At 67.4% G+C, this 22,121-nt stretch carries 24 protein-coding genes, 1 tRNA gene, 1 other RNA gene and 1 riboswitch; of the genes, 16 read left to right on the top strand and 10 right to left on the bottom strand.

Going from position 1 to position 22,121, the window contains the following annotated elements:
- The first annotated feature begins 34 nt into the window (after positions 1-34).
- The 7 genes from ftsE (at position 35) to ssrA (ending at position 5,600) form a co-directional block, all read left to right on the top strand.
- Positions 35-724, top strand: a complete 690-nt coding sequence (gene ftsE, locus NI1_RS22160; RefSeq protein ID WP_067824204.1) for a cell division ATP-binding protein FtsE — start codon at positions 35-37, stop codon at positions 722-724.
- Positions 724-1,629 carry a permease-like cell division protein FtsX gene (gene ftsX / locus NI1_RS22155; protein ID WP_067824201.1) on the top strand — a complete coding sequence of 302 codons (906 nt, stop codon included), beginning with the start codon at positions 724-726 and terminating at the stop codon, positions 1,627-1,629. The genes ftsE and ftsX overlap by 1 nt, the downstream gene beginning before the upstream one ends.
- Positions 1,630-1,699: 70 nt before the next feature.
- Positions 1,700-3,859, top strand: coding sequence for a DNA helicase RecQ (gene recQ / locus NI1_RS22150; RefSeq protein ID WP_067824198.1), 2,160 nt, complete (start codon positions 1,700-1,702; stop codon positions 3,857-3,859).
- A 167-nt stretch (positions 3,860-4,026) separates the two neighbouring features.
- Positions 4,027-4,102 (top strand) — tRNA-Glu (locus tag NI1_RS22145).
- A gap of 119 nt (positions 4,103-4,221) precedes the next feature.
- A riboswitch (guanidine-III (ykkC-III) riboswitch) is annotated at positions 4,222-4,286 on the top strand.
- A gap of 12 nt (positions 4,287-4,298) precedes the next feature.
- A complete protein-coding gene (locus tag NI1_RS22140) occupies positions 4,299-4,613 on the top strand; it encodes a DMT family transporter (RefSeq protein ID WP_067824196.1) in 315 nt (104 codons plus the stop codon).
- A gap of 48 nt (positions 4,614-4,661) precedes the next feature.
- On the top strand, positions 4,662-5,138 hold the full coding sequence (smpB, locus tag NI1_RS22135; protein WP_067824194.1) for an SsrA-binding protein SmpB: 477 nt from the start codon (positions 4,662-4,664) through the stop codon (positions 5,136-5,138).
- A gap of 89 nt (positions 5,139-5,227) precedes the next feature.
- Positions 5,228-5,600, top strand: a transfer-messenger RNA (tmRNA) gene (gene ssrA / locus NI1_RS22130).
- Between the two features lie 50 nt (positions 5,601-5,650).
- Here ssrA and NI1_RS22125 read toward each other — a convergent pair.
- The 5 genes from NI1_RS22125 to NI1_RS22105 form a co-directional block, all read right to left on the bottom strand.
- Positions 5,651-5,863 carry a DUF5302 domain-containing protein gene (locus NI1_RS22125; protein WP_067824192.1) on the bottom strand — a complete coding sequence of 71 codons (213 nt, stop codon included), beginning with the start codon at positions 5,861-5,863 and terminating at the stop codon, positions 5,651-5,653.
- Positions 5,864-5,901: 38 nt separating this feature from the next.
- On the bottom strand, positions 5,902-6,954 hold the full coding sequence (locus tag NI1_RS39915) for an ion transporter (RefSeq protein ID WP_084523538.1): 1,053 nt from the start codon (positions 6,952-6,954) through the stop codon (positions 5,902-5,904).
- Between the two features lie 108 nt (positions 6,955-7,062).
- The gene (locus tag NI1_RS22115; protein WP_067824398.1) at positions 7,063-8,745 is read right to left on the bottom strand and encodes an ABC-F family ATP-binding cassette domain-containing protein; all 1,683 of its coding nucleotides are present in this window, start codon (positions 8,743-8,745) and stop codon (positions 7,063-7,065) included.
- Between the two features lie 94 nt (positions 8,746-8,839).
- Positions 8,840-9,529 (bottom strand): DUF899 domain-containing protein, encoded by a 690-nt coding sequence (locus NI1_RS22110; RefSeq protein ID WP_067824186.1) that lies wholly within the window; start codon positions 9,527-9,529, stop codon positions 8,840-8,842.
- Positions 9,530-9,653: 124 nt separating this feature from the next.
- Positions 9,654-10,241 carry a hypothetical protein gene (locus NI1_RS22105; RefSeq protein ID WP_067824183.1) on the bottom strand — a complete coding sequence of 196 codons (588 nt, stop codon included), beginning with the start codon at positions 10,239-10,241 and terminating at the stop codon, positions 9,654-9,656.
- A gap of 141 nt (positions 10,242-10,382) precedes the next feature.
- Between NI1_RS22105 and NI1_RS22100 the strand changes: the two genes are divergently transcribed.
- The 4 genes from NI1_RS22100 (at position 10,383) to NI1_RS22085 (ending at position 12,113) form a co-directional block, all read left to right on the top strand.
- The gene (locus NI1_RS22100; protein ID WP_067824181.1) at positions 10,383-10,577 is read left to right on the top strand and encodes a hypothetical protein; all 195 of its coding nucleotides are present in this window, start codon (positions 10,383-10,385) and stop codon (positions 10,575-10,577) included.
- A gap of 99 nt (positions 10,578-10,676) precedes the next feature.
- A complete protein-coding gene (locus NI1_RS22095) occupies positions 10,677-11,021 on the top strand; it encodes a hypothetical protein (protein WP_157535261.1) in 345 nt (114 codons plus the stop codon).
- On the top strand, positions 10,996-11,499 hold the full coding sequence (locus tag NI1_RS22090) for a hypothetical protein (protein ID WP_157535260.1): 504 nt from the start codon (positions 10,996-10,998) through the stop codon (positions 11,497-11,499). The genes NI1_RS22095 and NI1_RS22090 overlap by 26 nt, the downstream gene beginning before the upstream one ends.
- Before the next feature lie 131 nt (positions 11,500-11,630).
- Positions 11,631-12,113: a DUF3237 domain-containing protein gene (locus NI1_RS22085; protein WP_067824172.1), complete on the top strand. Its 483-nt coding sequence runs from the start codon at positions 11,631-11,633 to the stop codon at positions 12,111-12,113.
- Here the strand turns inward: NI1_RS22085 and NI1_RS22080 are convergent.
- Positions 12,089-12,733: a TetR/AcrR family transcriptional regulator gene (locus NI1_RS22080; protein WP_067824169.1), complete on the bottom strand. Its 645-nt coding sequence runs from the start codon at positions 12,731-12,733 to the stop codon at positions 12,089-12,091. The genes NI1_RS22085 and NI1_RS22080 overlap by 25 nt on opposite strands.
- A gap of 162 nt (positions 12,734-12,895) precedes the next feature.
- Between NI1_RS22080 and NI1_RS22075 the strand changes: the two genes are divergently transcribed.
- The 4 genes from NI1_RS22075 (at position 12,896) to NI1_RS22060 (ending at position 17,067) form a co-directional block, all read left to right on the top strand.
- Positions 12,896-14,227, top strand: coding sequence for an MFS transporter (locus NI1_RS22075; RefSeq protein WP_067824166.1), 1,332 nt, complete (start codon positions 12,896-12,898; stop codon positions 14,225-14,227).
- Positions 14,228-14,331: 104 nt separating this feature from the next.
- Entirely contained in the window at positions 14,332-14,988 is a 657-nt protein-coding gene (locus tag NI1_RS22070; protein ID WP_067824163.1) for a VC0807 family protein, read from the top strand.
- A 133-nt stretch (positions 14,989-15,121) separates the two neighbouring features.
- Positions 15,122-15,613, top strand: coding sequence for a VOC family protein (locus tag NI1_RS22065; protein ID WP_067824160.1), 492 nt, complete (start codon positions 15,122-15,124; stop codon positions 15,611-15,613).
- Complete coding sequence (locus tag NI1_RS22060) at positions 15,610-17,067, top strand: FAD-binding protein (RefSeq protein ID WP_067824159.1); 1,458 nt, start codon at positions 15,610-15,612, stop codon at positions 17,065-17,067. Before NI1_RS22065 ends, NI1_RS22060 begins: the two co-directional genes overlap by 4 nt.
- Here the strand turns inward: NI1_RS22060 and NI1_RS22055 are convergent.
- The 3 genes from NI1_RS22055 to NI1_RS22045 form a co-directional block, all read right to left on the bottom strand.
- Positions 17,001-17,717 (bottom strand): DUF4132 domain-containing protein, encoded by a 717-nt coding sequence (locus NI1_RS22055; protein WP_157535259.1) that lies wholly within the window; start codon positions 17,715-17,717, stop codon positions 17,001-17,003. The genes NI1_RS22060 and NI1_RS22055 overlap by 67 nt on opposite strands.
- A gap of 8 nt (positions 17,718-17,725) precedes the next feature.
- Complete coding sequence (locus tag NI1_RS22050) at positions 17,726-18,358, bottom strand: TetR/AcrR family transcriptional regulator (RefSeq protein WP_067824154.1); 633 nt, start codon at positions 18,356-18,358, stop codon at positions 17,726-17,728.
- 133 nt (positions 18,359-18,491) lie between these two features.
- A complete protein-coding gene (locus NI1_RS22045; RefSeq protein WP_067824151.1) occupies positions 18,492-19,100 on the bottom strand; it encodes a TetR/AcrR family transcriptional regulator in 609 nt (202 codons plus the stop codon).
- Between the two features lie 79 nt (positions 19,101-19,179).
- On the opposite strand from NI1_RS22045, the gene NI1_RS22040 reads away from it, so the two are divergent.
- On the top strand, positions 19,180-20,460 hold the full coding sequence (locus tag NI1_RS22040; protein WP_067824148.1) for a YhgE/Pip domain-containing protein: 1,281 nt from the start codon (positions 19,180-19,182) through the stop codon (positions 20,458-20,460).
- Between the two features lie 29 nt (positions 20,461-20,489).
- On the opposite strand, the gene NI1_RS22035 is transcribed toward NI1_RS22040, so the two are convergent.
- On the bottom strand, positions 20,490-22,040 hold the full coding sequence (locus tag NI1_RS22035) for an MFS transporter (protein WP_245663356.1): 1,551 nt from the start codon (positions 22,038-22,040) through the stop codon (positions 20,490-20,492).
- Positions 22,041-22,121 lie beyond the last annotated feature (81 nt).

Here is a 22,121-nt window from a genome sequence, read left to right as displayed (position 1 = left end):
GGGTAACGGTCAGGTCTCGGTACACTCGGACCTCGTGATTAGCCTGCGGAGTGTCAGTAAGGCGTACCCGACCTCGACGCGGCCCGCGCTGGACAATGTCTCCGTCGACATCGGAAAAGGCGAGTTCGTCTTCGTGATCGGACCGTCCGGCTCCGGCAAGTCGACCTTCATGCGTTTGCTGCTCAAAGACGAGAAGCCGACCACCGGAGAAGTCTGGGTAGCGGATTTTCGAGTCGACAAGCTACCGGGCCGCAAAGTCCCGAAGCTGCGTCAGCGCATCGGCTGCGTGTTCCAGGACTTCCGGCTGCTCCAGCAGAAGTCGGTGGAGCAGAACGTGGCGTTCGCGCTGGAAGTGATCGGTAAGAACCGGTCTTTCATCAATCGCGCGGTGCCCGAAGCCCTGGATATGGTCGGGCTCTCCGGCAAGGCCGACCGGCTGCCGAGCGAGCTGTCCGGTGGTGAACAGCAAAGAGTCGCGCTGGCACGGGCTTTCGTGAACCGGCCGCTGGTGCTGCTGGCCGACGAACCGACCGGCAACCTCGATCCCGAGACCAGTCAGGACATCATGACGCTGCTGGAACGCATCAACCGCACCGGCACCACGGTGGTGATGGCCACCCACGACAACACCATCGTCGATGCCATGCGGCGGCGCGTGGTGGAGCTCGATCGCGGCCGGCTGGTCCGCGACGAGGAGATGGGCGTCTACGGGGTGGGCCGGTAATGCGCTTCGGATTCCTGTTCAGCGAGGTCTTCACCGGCCTGCGCCGCAACATCACCATGACCATCGCCATGATCCTGACCACGGCGGTATCGCTGACCATGCTCGGCGGCGGGCTGCTGGCCGTGCGCATGGCGGACAAGATCGAGGACTACTACGTGCAGCGGGTGGAGATCCGGCTGTACCTCGACGAGGACGTCTCGCGCACGGACCCGGATTGCACCGCCGATCCGTGCAAGACGCTGATGGCGGATCTGAAGAAGCATTCGGATGTGGCCAGCGTGCAGTTCGTGAACTCGGCGGACGCGGTGAAGGAGGTCAGGGAGACCACCTTCAAGGATCAGCCGGGGCTCGCCGACGAGGTCAGCAAGGACGGGCTGCCCGCTTCGTTCCGGGTGAAGCTCACCGATGTCACCAAGTACCGGAGCATCTACGACGACTTCGCCAAGCGGCCCGGCGTGATGACCGTGCTGAACGATATGGACATCGTGGACCGGCTGGTGAGTTTCTTTGTCGGACTGCGGAATGCGGCGTTCGGGCTGGCGGCGTTGCAGGCCATCGCGGCATTGCTGTTGATCGCCAATATGGTTCACGTGGCGGCGATGGCGCGCAAGACCGAGGTGTCGATCATGCGATTGGTCGGCGCGACGCGATGGTACACGCAGCTGCCGTTCCTGCTGGAAGCGGTGCTGGCGGCCTTGGCGGGTGCGGTGCTGGCGGTGGGCGGATTGTTCGTCGCGCAGCCGCTGGTGATCAATCGGGCGCTGGGGAGTCTCTTCAACGATCAGGTGCTGCCGCGCATCACCGGGGACGACATCGCGACCGTGGCTTTGATCGTGACTCCGGTGGGTGTCGGGTTCGCGGCTTTGACCGCTTATCTGGCATTGCGCTTCTACGTTCGGGAGTGATTCGGCGTGTCGGTGCGCGAAGTTGGCAACGGCTGGATCGGTGTCTGCCGGTGTCCGTAGGATTGCCGGCGTGAGCGCACCGGAGGTCGAGGCCGTCAACCGCAACCAGACCCTGGGGTCCGCGGAAAGTGATGCGGCGCACCAGGTTCTGCGAAAGACGTTCGGCTACGACAGTTTTCGCGGACCGCAGCGGGAGATCGTCGAACAGGTGATCTCCGGCGGGGACGCGCTGGTGTTGATGCCGACCGGTGGCGGTAAATCGCTGTGCTACCAGATTCCGGCCTTGGTGCGCGACGGCGTGGGTGTCGTGGTGTCGCCGCTGATCGCTTTGATGCAGGACCAGGTCGATGCGTTGAACGCGGTCGGGGTGCGGGCGGGGTTCCTCAACTCCACCCAGTTCCCCGACGAACGGCGCACGGTCGAGGCGCAATTCGTGGCGGGGGAGCTGGACCTGCTCTACCTCGCGCCCGAGCGGCTGCGGTTGGAGTCCACGGCGGCCCTGCTGGACAAGGGCAAGATCTCGCTGTTCGCCATCGACGAGGCGCACTGTGTGTCGCAGTGGGGTCATGACTTCCGGCCGGATTATCTGGCGTTGTCGATGCTGCATCAGCGCTGGCCGCATGTCCCGCGCATCGCACTGACCGCCACCGCCACCGCGGCGACTCGTAAGGAGATCGCCGAGCGGCTCGACCTGGTGTCGGCCAAGCACTTCGTGGCCAGCTTCGACCGGCCCAATATCCAGTACCGGATCGAGGGCAAGAACCGGCCCGAACAGCAGCTGCTGTCGTTCATCCAGAACGAGCACGCGGGGGAGGCGGGCATCGTCTACTGCCTGTCCCGCAATTCGGTGGAGAAGACCGCGGCGTTCCTCTCCGCCAATGGCGTGGCGGCCGTGCCGTATCACGCTGGGCTGGACAACCGGGTCCGCGCGACCAATCAATCGCGGTTCCTGCGCGAGGACGGACTGGTGGTGGTCGCCACCATCGCCTTCGGCATGGGCATCGACAAGCCGGATGTGCGTTTCGTCGCACACCTGGACCTGCCCAAATCGGTCGAGGGCTACTACCAGGAGACCGGCCGCGCCGGCCGCGACGGCCAGCCCTCCACCGCCTGGATGGTCTACGGTCTCAGCGACGTTGTGCAACAACGCAAGATGATCGACATGTCCGACGGTGACGCCATGCACCGCCGGCAGCTGCAACTGCACCTGGACGCCATGCTCGCGCTCTGTGAGACCGTGCAATGCCGCCGCACCCAGCTGCTCGCCTACTTCGGCCAGGACGGCCAGCCCTGCGGCAACTGTGACACCTGCCTCAACGCCCCCGAATCCTGGGACGGCACCGTGCCCGCCCAGAAGGTGCTCTCCACCATCCTGCGCCTGAAACGCGAACGCGGCCAGAGCTTCGGCGCGGGCCACATCGTCGACATCCTGATCGGCAAGCGAAACCCCAAGGTGGAGCAGCACGCCCACCACGAACTCAAGGTCTTCGGCATCGGCACCGAACTCCGCGATATCGAATGGCGAGGCGTGATCCGCCAGCTGCTCGCCCAGGGCCTGCTGGCCGTGCACGGCGACTACGGTGTGCTGACCCTCACCGAATCGAGCAACGAGGTGTTGTTCGACGGCCGTCAGGTCAAACTCCGCCGCGAACCCGAACGCGCCAAGGCCGCCCGAACCGCCAAGGCCGCCAAGGCTTCCCGGCCCGCCGCCGACCTCGCGCCCGGCGACTCCGACCTGTTCGAGAAGCTGCGGGCCTGGCGTGCGGCCACCGCCAAGGAGCAGGGCGTCCCCGCCTACGTCGTCTTCCACGACGCCACCCTGCGCGAGATCGCCGCCCGCAAACCGGCCTCCCTGGCCGACCTCGGCACCATCTCCGGCATCGGTGAGAACAAGCGCGCCAAATACGGTGACGGTGTGCTCCAGGTCATCGCCGAAGCGGGTGCGGGTGGCGCGGTCGCCGCCTCTGCCGCTCCGGCCGCCGCGGCGAAAACCGCGGCGCCCCGGCAGTCTTCCCGCTTCGGGGACGCCGCCCCCGGTGCCCGCTCCGCCGCCGAGACATCCGGGCAGCGATCGGTGGCGACTACCGCGGCGAGCGCGCCGGCGCGCCCCATCGCACCGGTACGGCCTGCCACCGCATCGGCCGGGCCCAGCTCGGTGGCAGCCGATGACATTCCGTGGCCGGACGAGGCTCCGCCGGAGTTCGACGACCTGCCGCCCGATTACGCGTAGCCGACCGCCGGGTGGTGCCCGAGGTGCCGTCCGGCGATGGGCACGCGGCTGCCGCGCCCGCCGTAATCGACCACCAGGAGTGCCGATAGCCAGCGGATTTGGTCGGAGGGCGCTGCCGCGATAAGCTTTCGGAGCTGCCGCGGTCCACGGATCGCAGTAAAGCTCCTGGTCCCGTCGTCTAGCGGCCTAGGACGCCGCCCTCTCAAGGCGGTAGCGCGGGTTCAAATCCCGTCGGGACTACCAAGAACGGCCCTCGACTTCGGTTGGGGGCCTTTCTCGTTGGCGCGCAACGTTTTTCGCCGAGGGAGACCGAGCTCACCGCCGCGGAATTTGCCACCCTCGCTGAGCGTTTGCCATGGTGGAATTGGTTCCTCCCTGGAACCCCGGACGATGGAGCCGTACCCGGTCAGCGACAAGACGGCCTCTCAGGAGGCTCGTCATGTACTGGATCATTCTGCTCGCCTCGGGCGTCTGCGAAGCCGTATGGGCCACCGCCCTCGGCAAATCCGAAGGCTTCACCCGCCTCGCCCCCTCGATCGTCTTCGGCGTCGCCCTGCTCGCCAGCATGGCCGGCCTCGCCTATGCCATGCGCGGCCTGCCCGTCGGCACCGCCTACGCGGTCTGGGTAGGCACCGGCGCGGTCCTCACCGTCGCCTACGCCATGGCCACCGGCGCCGAACCCGTCTCAGCTCTGAAGATGCTGCTGCTCGGCGGCATCGTGGCCTGCGTGATCGGCCTGAAAATCATCGCCTGACCCGGCCTCGGAATAAACCGCTGGCCCTGACCGATAATGTTGACCGTTATGAAGGAGAAGGGGCGCAAGGCCATCGCGACCAACCGCAAGGCGCGGCATCTGTATTCGATTCTGGATACCTACGAAGCCGGGGTCGCACTGGTCGGTACCGAAGTGAAGAGCCTGCGCGAAGGCAAGGCCTCGCTCGTCGACGCCTACGCCACCATCGACGACGGTGAAGTCTGGCTGCGTGGCCTGCACATCCCGGAGTACGGCAACGGCAGCTGGACCAACCACACCCCGCGCCGCAGCCGCAAACTGCTGCTGCACCGGCGCGAGATCGACAAACTGGTCGGCAAGACCAAGGAGTCCAGCCTCACCCTGGTCCCGCTGTCCATGTACTTCTCCGACGGCAAGGTCAAGGTCGAACTCGCCCTCGCCAAGGGCAAGCAGGAGCACGACAAGCGCCAGGACCTGGCCCGTCGCACCACCGAACGTGAGATCACCCGCGAACTCGGCCGCCGCATCAAAGGCATGCGCGGTTAATGGGATGATCCGGCGTTTGACCGGTGTTACTATGTGTGGCGCCCTGGTGAGAGCCGGGGTGTGTTCATCTGAATCGGATGAAACAGCTCGGGGCTGAACGGTTTCGACTGCGTACGTTGATTCAGGGGAAGCGTGTCAGTGCAGGCAGGAGACCACTGTATAAGCGTCGCTGCAACCCTATAAGCGCCGATTCCAATCAGCGCGACTACGCTCTCGCTGCCTAAGCAACGAAGCGTGTCTGTCAGCCCGGGTTCGCCCTCGACCCGGTCCCTGGCATCAGCTAGAGGGCTCTACTGTCCGATGCGGCCGCGGCATCGGACAGGACACCTAACAGCGGCTGGGATCGTCATCTCGGCTTGTTCGCGTGACCGGGAGATCCGAGCAGAGGCATAGCGAACTGCACACGGAGAAGCCCTGAAAATGCGGCGGAGGACCCGGGTTCGATTCCCGGCAGCTCCACCAGGAAAGGCCCGGTCCATCGGACCGGGCCTTTCGTTATTCAGGGGCGTCGGCTATCCGCCGGCGCGGCGCCGGAAGGTGCGCTTTCCGCCCGCTTGGGCGTGGGTGCCGCGCACCTTCGCGTCGTTCTGGTGGGCGCCGCCTGCCGCGGCGTGGCCGTTCTTCTTGGCGAGGGCTTCCCGGAACTTCCGTTTGGTTGCCTCTTCGGGGGATTCGTTGGGGTCGCCGTCGAGATGTTCGGCGGTGACTTCGATTTCATCGGCCATGGACTCAGCGTGTCACGTCCGGAGGCATTTCGCGGTATTCAGGGGTGGCGCAGGATGCCTCGGCGTTGCAGGGCGGTGCGGATGGTGGGGTGGGTCACGCCCAGGTTGTCGGCTATGTGGGTCAGGGGGTGGCCGGTGCGGTAGAGGGTGACGGCGTGGGCCAGTTCGGTGTCGGTGAGTTGGCGGCGGGTGTCGCGGACGAGGGTGGGGGTTCGGGTGGCGGTGCGGGCGCCGTTGCCGTTAGGGGTGCCGTTGCCGTCGGGGGTGGTGAGCGGGCGGTCGATTGCGGCGCGGAGGGACTTCAGTTCGGCGAGAATCTCGGTGTAGGCGGCGGTTTCGTCGACGTCATGGGAGTCGCGTTCCCGATTCTCTTCCGCGCGAATGTCTTCGGCGGCGCTGACCATGACGGCGAGGAACAGGTTCAGCACCACGAAGGTCGAGACCAGGATGTAGAAGAGGAAGAAGATCCAGGCGAGCGGCTTCTCGGCCATGACCTCGCGGGCGATGTCCGGCCACGCCTCGCCGGTCATCACCTGGAACAGCGTCCACATCGAGGTGCCGAGGCTGCCGAAGTATTCGGGGGTCACCGCGCCGAACAGCTTGGTCGCCATGACCGCCGCGACATAGAGGACCAGCGCGAGAAGGCCCAGAATCGAACCCATCCCGGGAAGTGCCGCGAGCAAACTCGCGACCACCTTCCGCATGCTCGGGGTAGCCGACACCAGCCGGAGCACCCGGAGAATACGGAACGCCCGCAATACCGACAGGCCACCGGCCGCGGGCAACAGGGCGATCGAGATGACCAGGAAGTCGAAGCAATTCCACGGATCGCGGAAGTAGGAGAACCCGTACGCATACAGCTTCAGCAGCATCTCGACGATGAAAACGACCAGCGCCGCGGTATCGGCCAGCTCGACCGCCCCGCCCGCCACCGTCATGACCGATTCCGACGTCTCCAGACCCAGCGCGATCGCATTGAGCAGGATCACCGCAATGATGAACTGCTGGAACCGAAGTGACTCGACAAGATTTCGAACAGCATCGCGCGACAAAACGGACAGCCTCCTGATTCGGCACTCTGCAAACGTCATGACCGGCGTAACCAGCTGGATGAGAATGGATCTGGAACCGGGGCAACATCCTACGGCGGCGGTGCCGGCGGGAACGTCCCTCGCCGCGTCAGCGTTTCGCCGCGAGACTCAGCGGGTGCGCTGCACGCGAGCCTCGTCCCATACCGGCGTATCGCTTTCGTAGACGACGCCGTCGGAGCCGAAGACGAGGAAACGATCGAAACCGCGCGCGAACCAGCGGTCGTGGGTGACCGCGATGACGGTGCCGGCGAAGCCCGAGATGCCGTGTTCGAGGGCTTCGGCGGAGTGCAGGTCCAGGTTGTCGGTGGGCTCGTCCAGGAGCAGCATCGTGACGCCGGAGAGTTCGAGCAGCAGGATCTGAAGCCGAGCCTGCTGGCCGCCGGAGAGATCGTCGTAGCGTTGTTCGGCGGCGCGGGCGAGTTCGTAGCGGTCCAGGACTCGGGTCGCGGCTTCGCGGCCCATGCCGTCGCGGTGTTCGTCGCCCAGGTGCAGGATTTCGAGGAGGGTTCGGCCGGAAAGGTCTGGGCGCGAGTGGGTTTGGGCGAAGTAGCCGGGGCGGACGCGGGCGCCGAGCGCCGCGGTGCCGGTGTGCGGGACCGCGGTGAGGTTCAGGCTCTGGATCGGCAGGTGTTCGGTGTCCGGGTCGGTTCCGCCGGTGGCGAGCAGGCGCAGGAAATGCGATTTGCCCGAGCCGTTGGAGCCCAGCACGGCGACGCGGTCGCCGTACCAGATCTCGGTGTCGAAGGGCTGCATCAAACCCGTGAGGCCGAGCTCCGAACAGACGAGCGCGCGTTTGCCGGTGCGGCCGCCGGTGAGACGCACGGTGACGTTCTGCCGCAACGGGATTGCCTCGGGCGGACCGGCTTCCTCGAACTTGGCCAGCCGGGTCTGGGCGGCGTGATAGCGGGCGGCGACGCCGTCGTTGAACTTGGCCTTCTCGCGCAGGCGCAGCACCAGGGCGCGGAGTTTCGCGCGGTCTTCGTCCCAGCGCCTGCGAAGTTCGTCCAAGCGGGCATTGCGATCTTCCCGGGCCTGCTGGTAACTGGCCAGGCCACCGCCGTGCACCCACGCGGTCGCACCGTTGATGCCGGGTTCGAGGGTGACGATCCGAGTCGCCGCGTTCGCGATCAGCTCCCGATCGTGACTGATGAACAGCACCGATTTACTCGACTCGGCGATAGTGCGCTCGAGCCACTGCTTCCCGGGAACATCCAGATAGTTATCCGGCTCGTCCAGCAGCAGCACATCGTCCGAACCCGCGAACAGCGCCTCCAGCACCAGGCGTTTCTGCTCGCCCCCGCTCATCGCGCTCGCCGCCCGCCACTTGGCCCGATCGAACGGGACGCCCAGCGCGGTCACGGTCACCTTGTCCCAGAACGCCTCGAACTCGTACCCCCCGACATCCGCCCAATCCGACAGCGCATGCGCGTAAGCCAGCTGCGTCCGCTCCGAATCATCCTCGATCAGCGCGTTCTCCGCCGCATCGAGCGCCTCGGCCGCCTGCTTGATATTCGCCGGCGACACCGACAACAACAGATCCCGCACCGTCGACTCATCGCGCACCTGCCCCACGAACTGCCGCATGATCCCCAGCGACCCCGACCGCGTCACCGCCCCCTCATCGGCATCGACATCACCGGCGATGATCCTGAGTAAGGTCGTCTTACCGGTCCCGTTCGGCCCGATCAGCGCTGCTTTCACCCCCGCCCCGATCCGGAAGCCGACCCCACCCAGCAGTTGCCGCCCATCGGGCAGGAAGTACTCGACCTCGCTGACGTCTATGTGACCCACCGGCCCAGCCAACCCGTTATTCGCGGGCAACACAACTCGATTAGCCCGGCGGGCTCGGCCGGTTGCGCCGAGCCGCCTTGTCGCGGTGCGGGATTCAGGCGTTCGGGTCGCCGTAGCGGGCGGCGATTTCCTTGGAGTCGGCCCAGCGGCTGTAGGTGGGGGACTGGGGCCAGCCGGTGGGGGAGTCCTGCCATTCTTCCTGGCGGCCGTAGGGGAGGAGGTCGATGAGGGGGAAGGAGTGGCTGAGTTGTTCGGTGCCGCGGCCGTTGGTGTGCCAGGTGCGGTAGACGGTGTCCTGGTGGCGGAGGAAGACGTTGACGGCGAAGCCGGCGTTGGGTGGGGCGCCGACGTCGGCGCCGAAGGGGCTGTTGGCGGTGGAGTACCAGGCCATTCGGTTGCCTACGCGGCGTTTGTAGGCGAGGGCTTCGTCGATGGGGCCCTGGGTGACGATGACGAAGCGGGCGTCGTAGTTGTCGAGGAAATCCAGGCGGGTGAATTGGGAGGTGAAGCCGGTGCAGCCGCTGCACTGCCATTGCTCGCCGGGGAACCACATGTGGTTGTAGACGATGAGCTGGGGTTTGCCGTCGAAGATTTCGGCCAGGCGGATGGGGCCGTCTTCGCCTTCGAGGGTGTAGTCGGGCATTTCGACCATGGGGAGGCGGCGGCGCTGGGCGGCGATGGCGTCGAGTTCGCGGGTGGCCGCTTTTTCGCGGATGCGCAGCTGGTCGAGTTCGTGCTGCCAGGTGGCGGCGTCTACGACGGGTGGGAGTGCTTGGGTACTCATCGGATCCTCCAGTCGGTGTCCACAGAGCGCGGGCTGTGGGTGTAGACGCCGCCGGGACGCCGAATTCATCGGTGGGCGTGAAGTTTCCGGGCGGTGTTCCGCATCTTCACGGCCGCACCGTGATTCAGCTGGTGGCGGAAGGGGTGAGGGCGCCTTCGACAGCGCCGACGGCCGCGCCCACCGCGGCTCCGGCGGCGGCGAAGGGGGCGGCCACCATGGCGTATCCGAGCGCCGCGCCCGCCACGGGGACGATCACCAGGCCCACCGGTGCGAAGGCCAGTCCGGCCACGACGCCCGAGACGACGCCGATGAGCGCACCGGTAGAGGCGATGGGTGCCGCGGCGGTGGCGCCGACGGCCGCGCCGATCGCGGCATCGGCGAGGATGGCGGCGGCGATCTGATCGGAGCGGGCGGCATCGAGCCCGGTCGATTCGAGAGTGCGAGCCAGGGTGGATTCGGCGCCGGTGGTGGCGGCGTTGATCTCGGCGGCCTGCTCGGGGGTGATCCAATCCGGCCGGTCGGCTTGGATCTTGCCGATGCGGATCACATTCTGGGTGGCGCTGGTATCCGGTTGCGTGAGCACGGACTCCTCGGCGGGCGACTCGGCCAAGGCGGGGGCGGCGCCGAGCAGGACCGGCGTCAACGGAAGTACCGCGCTGAACAGCAAGGCGGCGGCGCGGCGGGCGGGAGTTGCGGGCGGCTGTATGCCCATAGGAAACCTCATTCTCGGATATCGATGCTTACGCACCGACATTCGAAGCCGCCGGCCGTTCGGATATGCCCCACTTTTTGGGGGCTTTCGTGATTCCGTTCCATCCCGATGCAACGTGCCGATCCTGGGTATCACCGGTACATGTTCGCTATCGTCGCCGCAGTACTGTTCGGGCTCGCACTACTCCTCGAGCTGGTCGACCGCACCAGCGGAGCCATCGACGCCCTCGTCATCGCCGGATTGCTCGGTCTGGCACTGCATCTGGCCGGATTCAGCTCACGCGTCCCGAAGGGCGGGCAGTGGCGCTCGCGCGCCAAGTGGGGGCGCAAGTACTGACCGCACCCGATCGCCCGACGTCAGGGGCGGTGGAGGTGCGTTGCCTCGGAACGGCGTTCCGTGCCAGCCTGGTTGCAGAGCGGAACCGAGGAGGACGTGGTGAGACACGAGGCCGGAGTGGAGGGGGTGGCCGCGCTGTCGGTCAGCGTCGAGTTCGCCGCGGGCGGGCGCGGGGAAGTGGGAGTCAGCTGGTCCGCGGCCACCGCGTCGGGGGTTCGGAAGAAGTTCGAATGCGCGCGAATCTTCCTGGTGCCGTTGGGCGGTGCGGCCGAGCGGGTCTATCTGGGCATCGTGGACGGCCTGCCGCGGGCATCCGTGCCGGTCCCGGAAGCCATCGGTCCGGGGGAGTGGGCCGTCGAGGTCGATGCCTACGAGAGCGCCAGCTGGGGCGATGGGCGATTGGACGCGCGAGGGCGCAGTGAGTTCTTCACGATCGGGGCGTAGGGCCGGATGGGCCGCGGCCGTGGTGGCCGCGCTGGTGGTCCTCGGCGCGCTGGCCGCGATGTGGGGGCGGGACGCCTCGACCGGCGACGGGAGCGGATCCACCGTCGCACGGCCGGACGACACCACGCCGGCGGCGGGCACCTGGGCGGTGCCCAAAGCCTTTCTGGGGGAATGGAAAGGCACCGCGGGGAACGGGGACGAGAGTTACTCGATCGACCTGGTGGTGCGGTCGGGCAAGAACGGCGAAGAGGTCGCCACCACCGTGCTCGGCGATGAGCGGTCGGGTGCGCGGTGTGAGCGCATCGAGCGGCTGGTCGTCGCCGAGGAGTCCGAATTGTCCTTCGCGGCAAGGAATATCACCGGCCCGGGCTGCGGCGCGGACGGGCGCACCTCCACGATCGTGCTGGCGGCGGACGGCGGCCTGACCTATCGATCGCAGGCGGGCGGGATGATCTCGGGAACGCTGCGCAAGGCGTAGCCGGGAATCCCCGAGAGTGGGACGGGGGCAGCACTTTTCACGGAGGCGGCACCGTGACGATCGACAATACATACGGCCGACCGTATAGTTTGAAGTGCCGGCAAGCGCCGGCGGTTCGAAGGGAGACGATCATGGATGCGCGAATCAAGGACGTCGGGGAACCCGAGACCCGGCTGCTCTTCGACATGGCGATAGATCTGGCGGAACCGCTGGACTTCGGGGCGGGACCGATCGGGCGGCGCGTGCTGTACCGGGGTGTGGGCGGCACCTTCGAAGGCCCCAAACTGTCCGGGGAAGTCGTTCAGGGCGGCGGGGATTGGGCCGTGTTCCGTGCGGACGGTTGCATGCAACTCGATGTGCGGCTGATCCTGCGGACCGACGACGGAGATCTCATCCACGTGACCTACGGCGGGCGCTGGGTGGTGCCGGAGGAGGCGCGCTCGGAGGTCGCCGACACCCGGCACCTGGTGGAACCGTCCCGGTACTACTTCCGCACCACGCCGCTGTTCGAAACCGGATCGCGAAACTACGCCTGGCTCAACGGGATCGTGGCCATCGGCAGTGGCTATCTGATCGAAAACGGCGTGGCCTACCGCGTCTCCGAGGTGCTCTGAGGAGCTCGGTCCGGCGGTGCGAGCAAGCCGTCCAGCAGTCGCCGGACCCGGCTCACGCTGTCCGGATCACCCAGTCGCAGTGCGATATTGGTGGCATTGAGGAAGGCGTCGATCTGGAATGCCACCAGATCCGGGTCCAGCGGCGCGATTTCGCCATTGTGTACCGCGGTCATCAACTGATCCGCGAGCAGCGCCAGCCACTGCTGCCGATTCTCGCGCAGCGCATCGCGCACCGGCCCCGGGCGGCTGTCGAATTCGGCGAGGTTGGCCGACCAGAAACAGCCGCCGGGCAGCAGCGGGGCGGCGGCGTAGTCGATCCAGCGGTCGAGCAGCGCGCGCAGCCGGTCCGTCCCGGCGGCGGCGGTGAGCGCCGGGCGGATGACGGCATCGACGAAGACGACCCGCGCCTCCTCGAGCGTGGCCAGCTGCAACTGCTCCTTGGTGCGGAACAGGGTCTGGATGCCGGCCTTGCTGATGCTCAAGTCCTCCGCGAGCCGCCCGAAGCTGAGTCCGTACAACCCCTCGGACGAGGCGATATCGACCGCGTGCCGGGTCACCGCCTTGCGGGACCGCGCGCCGCGCAACAGGCGACGATCCCCCGATCCCTGTGCTACATCCATACGGTCGATCGTATGCCAGCCGGTCGGCGGGCCGGGTTTCGAGTGGCCAACGAAAGCCCCCCGGCGGCGTGTCAGCGCCGCGCCCACCCGGTCGCCCCCGGTAGGTTCGCGACATTTGCCAGATATTCGCGAAGCTGGGTCCGGGGGTCAGGAGGGCGAGAGTTGAGCACGGTAATCGACGACGCACCGTTCACGTCCTTCCACAAGCGGCTCGCGGTCGCCTGCTCCGGCGGCCCGCTGCTGGACGGCTACATCCTGAGCATCGTCGGCACCGCGCTGATCGGCATGCGCCCCGAACTCGACCTCAGCACCGGTGAAGTCCAATTGATCGGCGCCGCAGCGCTTATCGGCATGTTCGTGGGTGGCGCGCTGTTCGGCGTGATCACCGACAAGATCGGCCGGGAAGTCATGTACACCGCCGACCTGGTGGTCATGGGCCTGTGCTCGATCCTCTCCTTCTGGGTCGAGAGCACCTGGCTCATCGTGGTGCTGCGGTTCGTCCTCGGTATGGCGGTCTCGGCCGACTATCCGATCGCCACCTCATTGCTGGGTGAATGGCTGCCGCTCAAAATGCGCGGCCGGCTGCTCGGTTTCCAGATCGTCGCCTGGTACGCCGGTTCGGTCCTGGCCTACGTGGTCGGCTATCTGTTCCTGACCTTCTTCGGCAATGGCAGCTGGCGCTGGCAGCTGGCGAGCGCCGCGGTGTTGTGCGCGTTCTTCCTGATGGTGCGGCAGGGCTCGGCCAAGGAATCCCCGCGCTGGCTGGCCCAGCACGGTCGCGCCGACGAATCCGCCGCCATGGTGCAGAAATTCCTGCACGTCGACGTCGCGCCGCGCGACATGATGGAGACCGGTGAGACCCCGGCCAAACACGGCTCACTGCGGGAACTCTTCACCCCCGAGTACCGCAAGCGCACCATCTTCTGCTGCGGTTTCTTCCTCTGCCAGGTCGCGGTGCTGTTCGCCATGCTCACCTTCGGCCCGGAGATCCTGGCCGCCTTCGGAATGCCCTCCGGCACTTGGATGGACACCCTCGGCACCGCCCTGATCAGCTCGGTGTTCCTGGTCGGGTGCCTGCCCGCCATGCGGCTCATCGACACCGTGGGCCGCCGTCCGGTCATCATCTGGTGCTTCGGGTTGATGATCCTGCCGGTGCTGTTCATCGGCATCTGGCCGAGCATGCCCGCGATGCTCGCCTTCACCATGCTGTGCCTGTACGCGTTCTTCTGCGGCGGCCCGAACGTGCTGGACTGGACGTATCCGAACGAGTTGTTCCCCACCCACATTCGCGCCACCGCGGTCGGTTTCGCCACCTCCATCAGCCGCGTCGGCGCGGCGCTGGGCACCTATCTGCTGCCGTGGTCGCTGGACCATTACGGCATGGGCCCCACCTTCCTGGCCGCCGCCGCGCTCACCGCCGTCGGCTTCGGGATCTGCGTCTGGGGCGCGCCCGAGACCAAGGGCATCTCACTGGAGAACGCCGCGCAGGCATGACAGTTGTCATGCCGGACAGGTGATGGTTGGCAGATCTGCACGAGCTCGCGCGCTCGTAGATTCAATTCCTGTAAGGCTCAGTCGATTACAGGGGAGCAGCCGAAATGACCAGCACCGACACCACCGTCACCACCGCCCCGAATACCCCGGCGCGCCCGGAACTGCGCAAGATGCTGGCTCCGATCGCCCGCGACATCCTGGTGCCGATGGCCGCCTACTACGCCCTGCACGCGGCGGGCTGTTCGGATTTCGTGGCGCTGCTGGCGGGCGCGGTCGCCTCGGGGGTGATCGTGGCCGCCGGGGTGGTGCGGGCTCGCAAGCTCGATCTTTTCGCGGCGATCGTGCTGGGCGGCTTCGCGATCGGCCTGATCGGTTCGATGATCAGCGGTGACGCCCGGATGATGATCGTGCGGGATTCCTTCGGCACCGCCGCGGTCGGCGCGGCCTTCCTGATCGCCACCCTGCTGGGTAAGCCGCTCACCTACCAGGCGGTGCGCAAGGCGCTGGCCGGAACCGCGCGAGCAGCGGAGATCGAGCAGGCGTACCGCACCAATGCGGTGGTCCGCCGCGTGCACACCCGGTTGTCCGCACTGTGGGGCGCGGGCCTGCTCGCCGAGTCCGCTACCCGGATCGTGCTGGCCTATCAGCTGCCGGTTTCGACCATGGCGTGGCTGTCCAGTGTGCTGATGGCGGGCACGGTCACGGTGCTGACGGTCATCACCATCCGCACCGTCAAGGCCATGCGCAAGACGATGGCCTGAACCGAGTTCCACCCGGCCCGGTCCCGATGGGCCGGGCCGTTTTCGTGTGCCCAAGCCGCTGTCCGGTCTCCGGGCTTGACGTATTAAGCGAATATGATTAACTGCCGATACCGGTTCAGCGAGCGGAGTATCGATGCAGGTTGCCGAAGGCCCCGTCACCCAGATCGCCTGGGTCGTCGCGGATATAGCGCGGGGCGAGGAATTCCTGACCGCGACCATGGGTGCGCGCAAGTGGATGCGGATGCCGGAGGTGCACTTCGCGCCCGAGACCTGTACCTACCGTGGCGAACCCGCGGATTTCACGGCACACATTTCGCTGTCCTACAGCGGCGATATGCAATTGGAGCTGATCCAGCCGGTGCGCGGGACCTCCATCTACAGCGAGTTCCTCGAGCGCGGCGGTCCGGGACTGCATCACGTGTGCGTGGAACCGGAGGACTTCGACGCCGCCTTGAAAACCGCTGCGGCACAAGGTATCGAGGTGCTGCAACAGGGCGATATGGGCGGGCAGATGCGCTTCGCCTACCTCGACGGCGCGGCGGCCGGGATGCCGTACCTGGAGCTGGCCGAAGTCGGGCCCGGTATGCGATTGTTCTTCGAACAGATCAAGAAGGATGCGTCGTGAGCACACCATTGCCGGAACTGATTGCCGCGGAGTCGATTACCGAGTGGGGTGACGAATTCGACGTGGTAGTCGCCGGATTCGGCATCGCGGGCGGCTGCGCGGCGGTCGAGGCGGCGGCGCGCGGAGCCCGGGTGCTGGTGCTGGAACGCGCCGCGGTGGCCGGCGGCACCACCGCGCTGGCGGGCGGGCACTTCTACCTGGGCGGCGGCACCGCGGTCCAGCAGGCCACGGGGCAAAAGGATTCCGCCGAGGAGATGTACCGGTACCTGATGGCGGTCGCCCGCGATCCGGAACCGGAGAAGATCCGCGCCTACTGCGACGGCAGCGTCGAGCACTTCGACTGGCTGGAAGCCCTCGGCTTCGAATTCGAGCGCAGCTACTACCCGGAGAAGGCGGTGATCCAGCCCGGCACCGAAGGGCTGATGTACACCGGCAACGAGAAGGTCTGGCCCTACCGTGACCAGGCGGTACCCGCGCCGCGCGGGCACAAGGTGCCGGTGCCGGGCGAAACCCAGGGCGCGGCAATGGTGATCGAACTGCTGGTGAAGCGGGCGGCGGCGCTGGGGGTGGAGGTCCGGTACGAGACCGGCGTGACGAACCTGATCGCCGGCCCGGACGGCACCGTGGTCGGTGTGGCCTGGCGCAAGCCCGGCGAAACCGGTGCGGTGCGGGCGAAATCGGTGGTGCTGGCCGCCGGCGGCTTCGTCATGAACTCCGAGATGGTGGCGGCGCACGTGCCGTGGCTGGCCGAGAAGCCGTTCGTGCTCGGCACCACCTACGACGACGGCCTGGGCATCCGGCTGGGGGTGTCGGCGGGCGCGGGCACCCGCAATATGGATCAGGCGTTCGTGACCGCGCCGGTGTATCCGCCGGCGCGGCTGCTGACCGGAATCGTGGTGAACCGCAACGGTGAACGGTTCGTCGCCGAGGATTCCTATCACTCCCGGACCTCGGCCTTCGTGCTCGAACAGCCCGGTGCGGCAGCGTATCTGATCGTCGACTCGGAGCATATGGAGCGCCCGGCCTTTCCGCTCGCGCCGTTCATCGACGGCTGGGAGACGGTGCAGGAGATGGCGGAGGGGCTCGGAATCCCTTATCACGCACTGAAATCCACCTTGGATCGGTACAACGAGCACGCGGCGCGCGGCGAGGACCCGGACTTCCACAAGGGGGCCGAGTGGCTGGAGCCGCAGGACCGCGGGCCGTGGGGCGCGTTCGATCTCACCCTCGGCAAGGCGCTCTACGCCGGCTTCACGCTCGGTGGGTTGCGGACCTCCGCCGCCGGAGAAGTGCTGCGGGACAACGGGACACCGATTCCAGGTCTGTACGCGGCCGGCGCCACCGCAGCCACGCTCGCCCAGGACGGCAAGGGGTACGCGAGCGGGACTCAGCTCGGGGCGGGATCGTTCTTCGGCCGCCGTGCGGGTGCCGAAGCCGCGGGCCGCGCCAGCTGACGCAGCATTTCGGAGGCGGTGACTTCGTCGATCGCGCCGAAGGTGCCGCCTTCGATGGTCACCGAGACGATGCGCTGCTCCTCGGCCTCGTAGCGGTAACCGCCTTGCAGGCCGGGGTCGAGGGCGACGCGCACCCGGCGCCGGACGCCGACGGGTAGGGAGATCTCGTCATTGGTCAGCTCCCAGCCCTGGCGTTGCATGGTGTACAGCCGTCCGGTCGGGATCGACTGATTGTCGAAGCGGCGCAAGCGATCTGCCGTCGCTTCCTTCGCGGTGAGCCGATGCACGGCCCGATGGAGCTGCTCGAAGGGCTGGCTCGTCGCGCGTTCGGCGAAGGCTCGTCGCCATCGGCGCAGCGAGTCACCGAGATGCAGTGGATGGGCCACCCCGACCAGCGCCTCCTCCGGTAGCTCGATGGACCCGCCCGACGCATCCGTGAGCTCGCCACCGGTATGCACCCGGAAAGCTCCGAGCACGGTGCCTGCGGGTTTCTCCGGCCCGGCCGCGTTCGAGGCGTCCCCGGCGGCGAAGATCGCCCACACCAGCTGACGCGCGATCACGCCCAGCTCCGCATCGTCCACGATCAACGCGCGAAACGGCGCCGGCCGCCAGCGCCGGCCGGTCACCATGGCCGCTTCGAGCCGCCGCACCTGATGCACTAGGGCTGGACGATCAGCGAAACCGCCACCGGGACCAGCAGTTCCACCAGCTCGGGCACCGGCGGCCGCGGGTCGGAGAGCAGCCACTCGTGTGCCAGGCCGTTGATGGCGCCGATCAGGGCGCTACCGGCGAGCTCGGGATTGCCGCGAATCCGCGCGCCGGGTCCCGCGAGGGGTTCCAGCGCGAGCAGGATGGTGGCGATCCAGGTGTGGCGGCGGGCGCGGCGATGCTGTTCCATGCGCTCGCTGACGCCGACCACCTCGACGAAGGCGACCTTGGCGCGGTTGGGGTCGGAGCCGACCGAGCCGAGGTAGCCGGTCAGCGCCCGGGTCACCGTGGCGACCGGATCGGGGGCGAGTTCGGTGCCGCCCAGGGCCGCGGCCAAGGCGGCGGCGGCTTGATCCTGGATATGGTCGTACGCCGCGATTAGCACGTCCTCGCGGGTCGCGAACTCCTCGTAGAACTGCCGCTTGGACAGCCCGGCGACGGCGCACAGATCGGCGAGCGAACAGTTGGCGTAGCCGCGTTCACCGAAGCTGGCGATGGCGGCATCCAGAAACCGTTGCCGCCGTTCGGCTTTGCGTTCGGTCACCGCACGACCGCCGTACAGGCGGCCCTCGACGGTCACCATGCTCCCGCGGGTCGCACGCCGGCGGTCTCGCCATGCTCCTCGGCCCGCACGCCGCGCCGCAAAGCACTGCCTTCGATCGTCACTGTCCGCCCTCGCACATCACGCACACCACGGTATCGGGTCCGCGGCACTTTCAGTTTCGGGGCCGCAACCCTTCGCGCATGTGGGTCACCGTCTCTTCGAAGATCTCATCCGCCTCACCGGCCGCGACGAGGCCCGATCCGACGATCGAGGCCAGCCCCTGCAAGGCCGCCACCGCCGAGAGACAGATGCGGCGCGGATCGCCCGGCACCACCTCGCCGAGCTGCTGCGCCTCGGTGACCATGGTGATCGGCACCAGGAAGGCGCGGCTGGCGGCCTGCTCGACGGCGGGCACCGGACGGCTCTTGCGCGCGAACATCAAAGCCAGCAACTCCGGATTGTCCATGGCGAAGCGCAGATAGGCCCGGGCCATACCGTGCAGCCGATCCAGGAAGGTGTCGGTGGCCGCGGCCTCCTCGAAGGAGTCGCGCAGCCGGTCGAAACCCGCCACCACCAGCTCATCCAGCAGCGCCTGCTTGTCCTTGAAATGCCGGCTCGGCGCGGCGTGGCTGACGCCGGTATCGCGGGCGAGCTGGCGTAGCGACAAACCGTCGACGCCGGCGCGTCGCAGGGTGGCCTCGGCGCGGCGCAGCAGTTCGGCCCGCAGATCCCCGTGATGGTAGGAGCGGACCCGCTCCACGGCTCGTTGCTTGATGGACATGGTGACAGCAGGATATCGGACACACTCCGGGATGTTGGCGTTGACTACTTTGTAGTCACTGCCTACATTTGCGGATGCTATGACGAAAAACAATGTGCCGCTGCGCGGCTGGATCGGCCCGATGCTCGTGGTCACCTTGCTGGCCGCGCTCATGGGCGTCATGTACCTCGGCTACACCTCCGATCCGGAGAAGAACCTGCACGACTTCCCGGTCGCGCTGGTCAATCAGGACGACGGGGACGTGGTCGACGGCAAGGCGATCAATATCGGTGATCAGGTCGCCGAAGGACTGACCTCGAAGGTGCCCGCGGACAAGGTCGACCTGCGGCTCATCGGCATCAACGAGATGCATCGCGAGTTGCAGAACGGCGAGATCTACGGCGCGATCGTCATTCCCAGCGACTTCAGCAAACGCCTCTCCATCCTCGCGGCCGCCTCGGTGGTGCCCGGGGACGTCGAGCGGCCGTTCATCAGCGTGCACACCAATCCGCGTGCGGGCACCTACGCCTCGCAGATCGTGACCCGGGTCGGTGACCGGACGCTGGCACAGGTCAATGCCACCGTGGGCACCCAGCTCGCCGATCAGGTCAAAGCGAAACTGCCCGGGGCCGAGCTCAGCGGCGCGGCCCGGCTGCAACTGGCCAAGCCCATCGACGTGCAGATCAGCGCGTACCGCCCCCTGCCCGAAGGCACCGGACAGGGCCTGTCCGCGTTCTTCTACACCCTCATCCTGCTGTTCTCCGGCTTCAGCGCCTCGCTGATCATTCACTCGATGGTGGACAACACCCTCGGCTATCTGCCCGCCGAATACGGCCCCTGGTACAAGCACCTCACCGCGCCGATCGCCATCAGCCGCTGGCGGACACTGCTGGCCAAATGGGGTATCGCGGTGGTGACCGCGCCGATCATCTCCGGCGTGTTCCTCGGTATCGCCACCCTGCTGGACATGCCCATCGATCACGCGCTGCCGCTGTACCTCTACGGCACCCTGGCCATCGCCGCGGTCTCGGTCACCGGGCTCTCCGTGCTGGCCGCCTTCGGCACCCTGGGCCTGATCATCAACATGATCGTCTTCGTCATCCTGGGCCTGCCCTCGTCCTCGGGGACCATCCCGGTCGAGGCGACGCCGCGCTACATCGCCTTCCTGTCGCATTTCGAACCCATGCACCAGATCTATCTGGCGGTGCGCGCCATCCTGTTCTTCGACGGGCACCTGGAGGCGGGCCTGAGCACCGGCATCTGGATGACGGTCTTCGGCCTGGGGCTCGGAGTCTTGCTGGGCGCGGTCACCACCCACACCTATGACCTGCGCGGGCTGTACCGGCTCGGCGTGCCGCACAAGCCGGTTCCGGCTGAGTAGCCGGCGCCCGGTCGCGGCTCGCGCCGGCGTCAGTGCGAGCTGGTGGCGGTGAAGCCGCGCGGGACCAGCACGACGGTGAGAACGGCGACCGCGCCGACCATGGCGGCCGAGATCCACGATGTGGTGGTGAGGGCGGAATCGTAAGCGTGCCGGGCGGTTTCGAGGATGCGGGCGCCGGTTTCACCGCCGATCTCGTCGGCGATGTAGGCCGCGCCGCCGACCGAACCGCGGGCGGTCTCGAGTTGATCGCCGCGGAGCGGGAGGTCGGTCATGTGTGAGACGAACAGGCGGCCGTGGATGCTGCCCAGCAATGCCACGCCCAGGCCGATGCCGAGCTCGTAATTGGTCTCCTCGACCGCGCCCGCCATGCCCGCGCGTTCGGCGGGCACGGCCGAAACCAGCACGGCCGCGGCGGTGGTGATGGCCACGCCGTCGCCGATGCCCAGGCAGACCAGCACCGCGGCGACCAACGGGTAGGTGGTATCAGGGACGGCCGCCAGCACCAGGAAGCCGAGCGCGAGCGCACCGAGCGCACCGCCCATCAGGATTCGGACGCCGACATGTCGCATGAGCCAGGGCGTGGCGAGCGAACCGAGCAGGGTCGCGATGGCCGCGGGCAGCGTACGCAAACCGGCTTCCGACGGTGAGTAGCCGTGAATGTATTGCAGCCACAAGGAGATCAGGAACAGCGCCGCGCCGATGGCGAGCATGGCCAGCAGCGTGGCCAGCGCCGCGGCGGTGAAGGCGCGGTTGCGGAACAGCCGGACATCCAACAGTGGGTCGGGCGAACGCGATTGGCGATAGGCGAACAGGCCGAGCAGCAGGAACGCGGCCGCCAGGATCAGCAGATCGGCCGGGGCCGGATCACCCTTGGCCACATGCTTGATGCCCCATGCCAGCGCGATGATGCCGAGCACCGACAGCACTGCGCTGAAATAGTCGAGCCGCCCCACCTGCGGAGCCCGGTACTCGGGCAGCAGCCACAATCCGGCAACCACGGTGATGACGACCACCGGCACGTTCAGCCAGAAGGCCGCCGACCAGCCGAACCGCTCGACCAGATGCCCGCCCACCAACGGCCCGATCGCCGCGCCCGCGCCCGCCACCGACGCCCAGATGCCGATGGCCGTGGTGCGTTCGCGATCGTCGGTGAAGATATTGCGGATCAGCGAGAGCGTGGACGGCATCACCATGGCCCCGCCGACGCCCAGCAGCGCCCGCCCCGCGATCAATTGCGCGGGCACGTGCGCGGTCGCCGCCACCACCGAAGCCAGCCCGAAAAGCACGAATCCGCCGATGAAGAGCCGCTTCCGCCCGTACCGATCACCGATCGCCCCGGTCGTGATGAGCAGCCCGCCCAGCACGAGCCCGTACAGATCCACGATCCAGAGCTGTTCCATCGGACTGGGTTCCATATGGTCGATCAGCGAGGGCAGCGCCACATTCAGAATCGTGGCGTCCATGGCGACCAGCAGCAGGCTCGCGCACAACACCGCGAGCATGTACCACCGCCCACCCGGCCCCCGCCCCACATCGCCGCCCCGCGCCCCGGACAACTCCCCCGGAGAGTTCCCGCCCACGCTCCCGCCTTCCTCGCGCACCGCCAGCACCGCACAGCAACACTCTGGCTAGCACCCTAGCCGCTGCCCGGCCCAGCACCC

It is taken from the genome of Nocardia inohanensis NBRC 100128 (genome assembly GCF_001612945.1).
Classification (GTDB): domain Bacteria; phylum Actinomycetota; class Actinomycetes; order Mycobacteriales; family Mycobacteriaceae; genus Nocardia; species Nocardia inohanensis.
The sequence above is the reverse complement of the archived record's forward strand: the minus strand, read 5'-3'. Positions and strand labels throughout refer to the sequence as shown.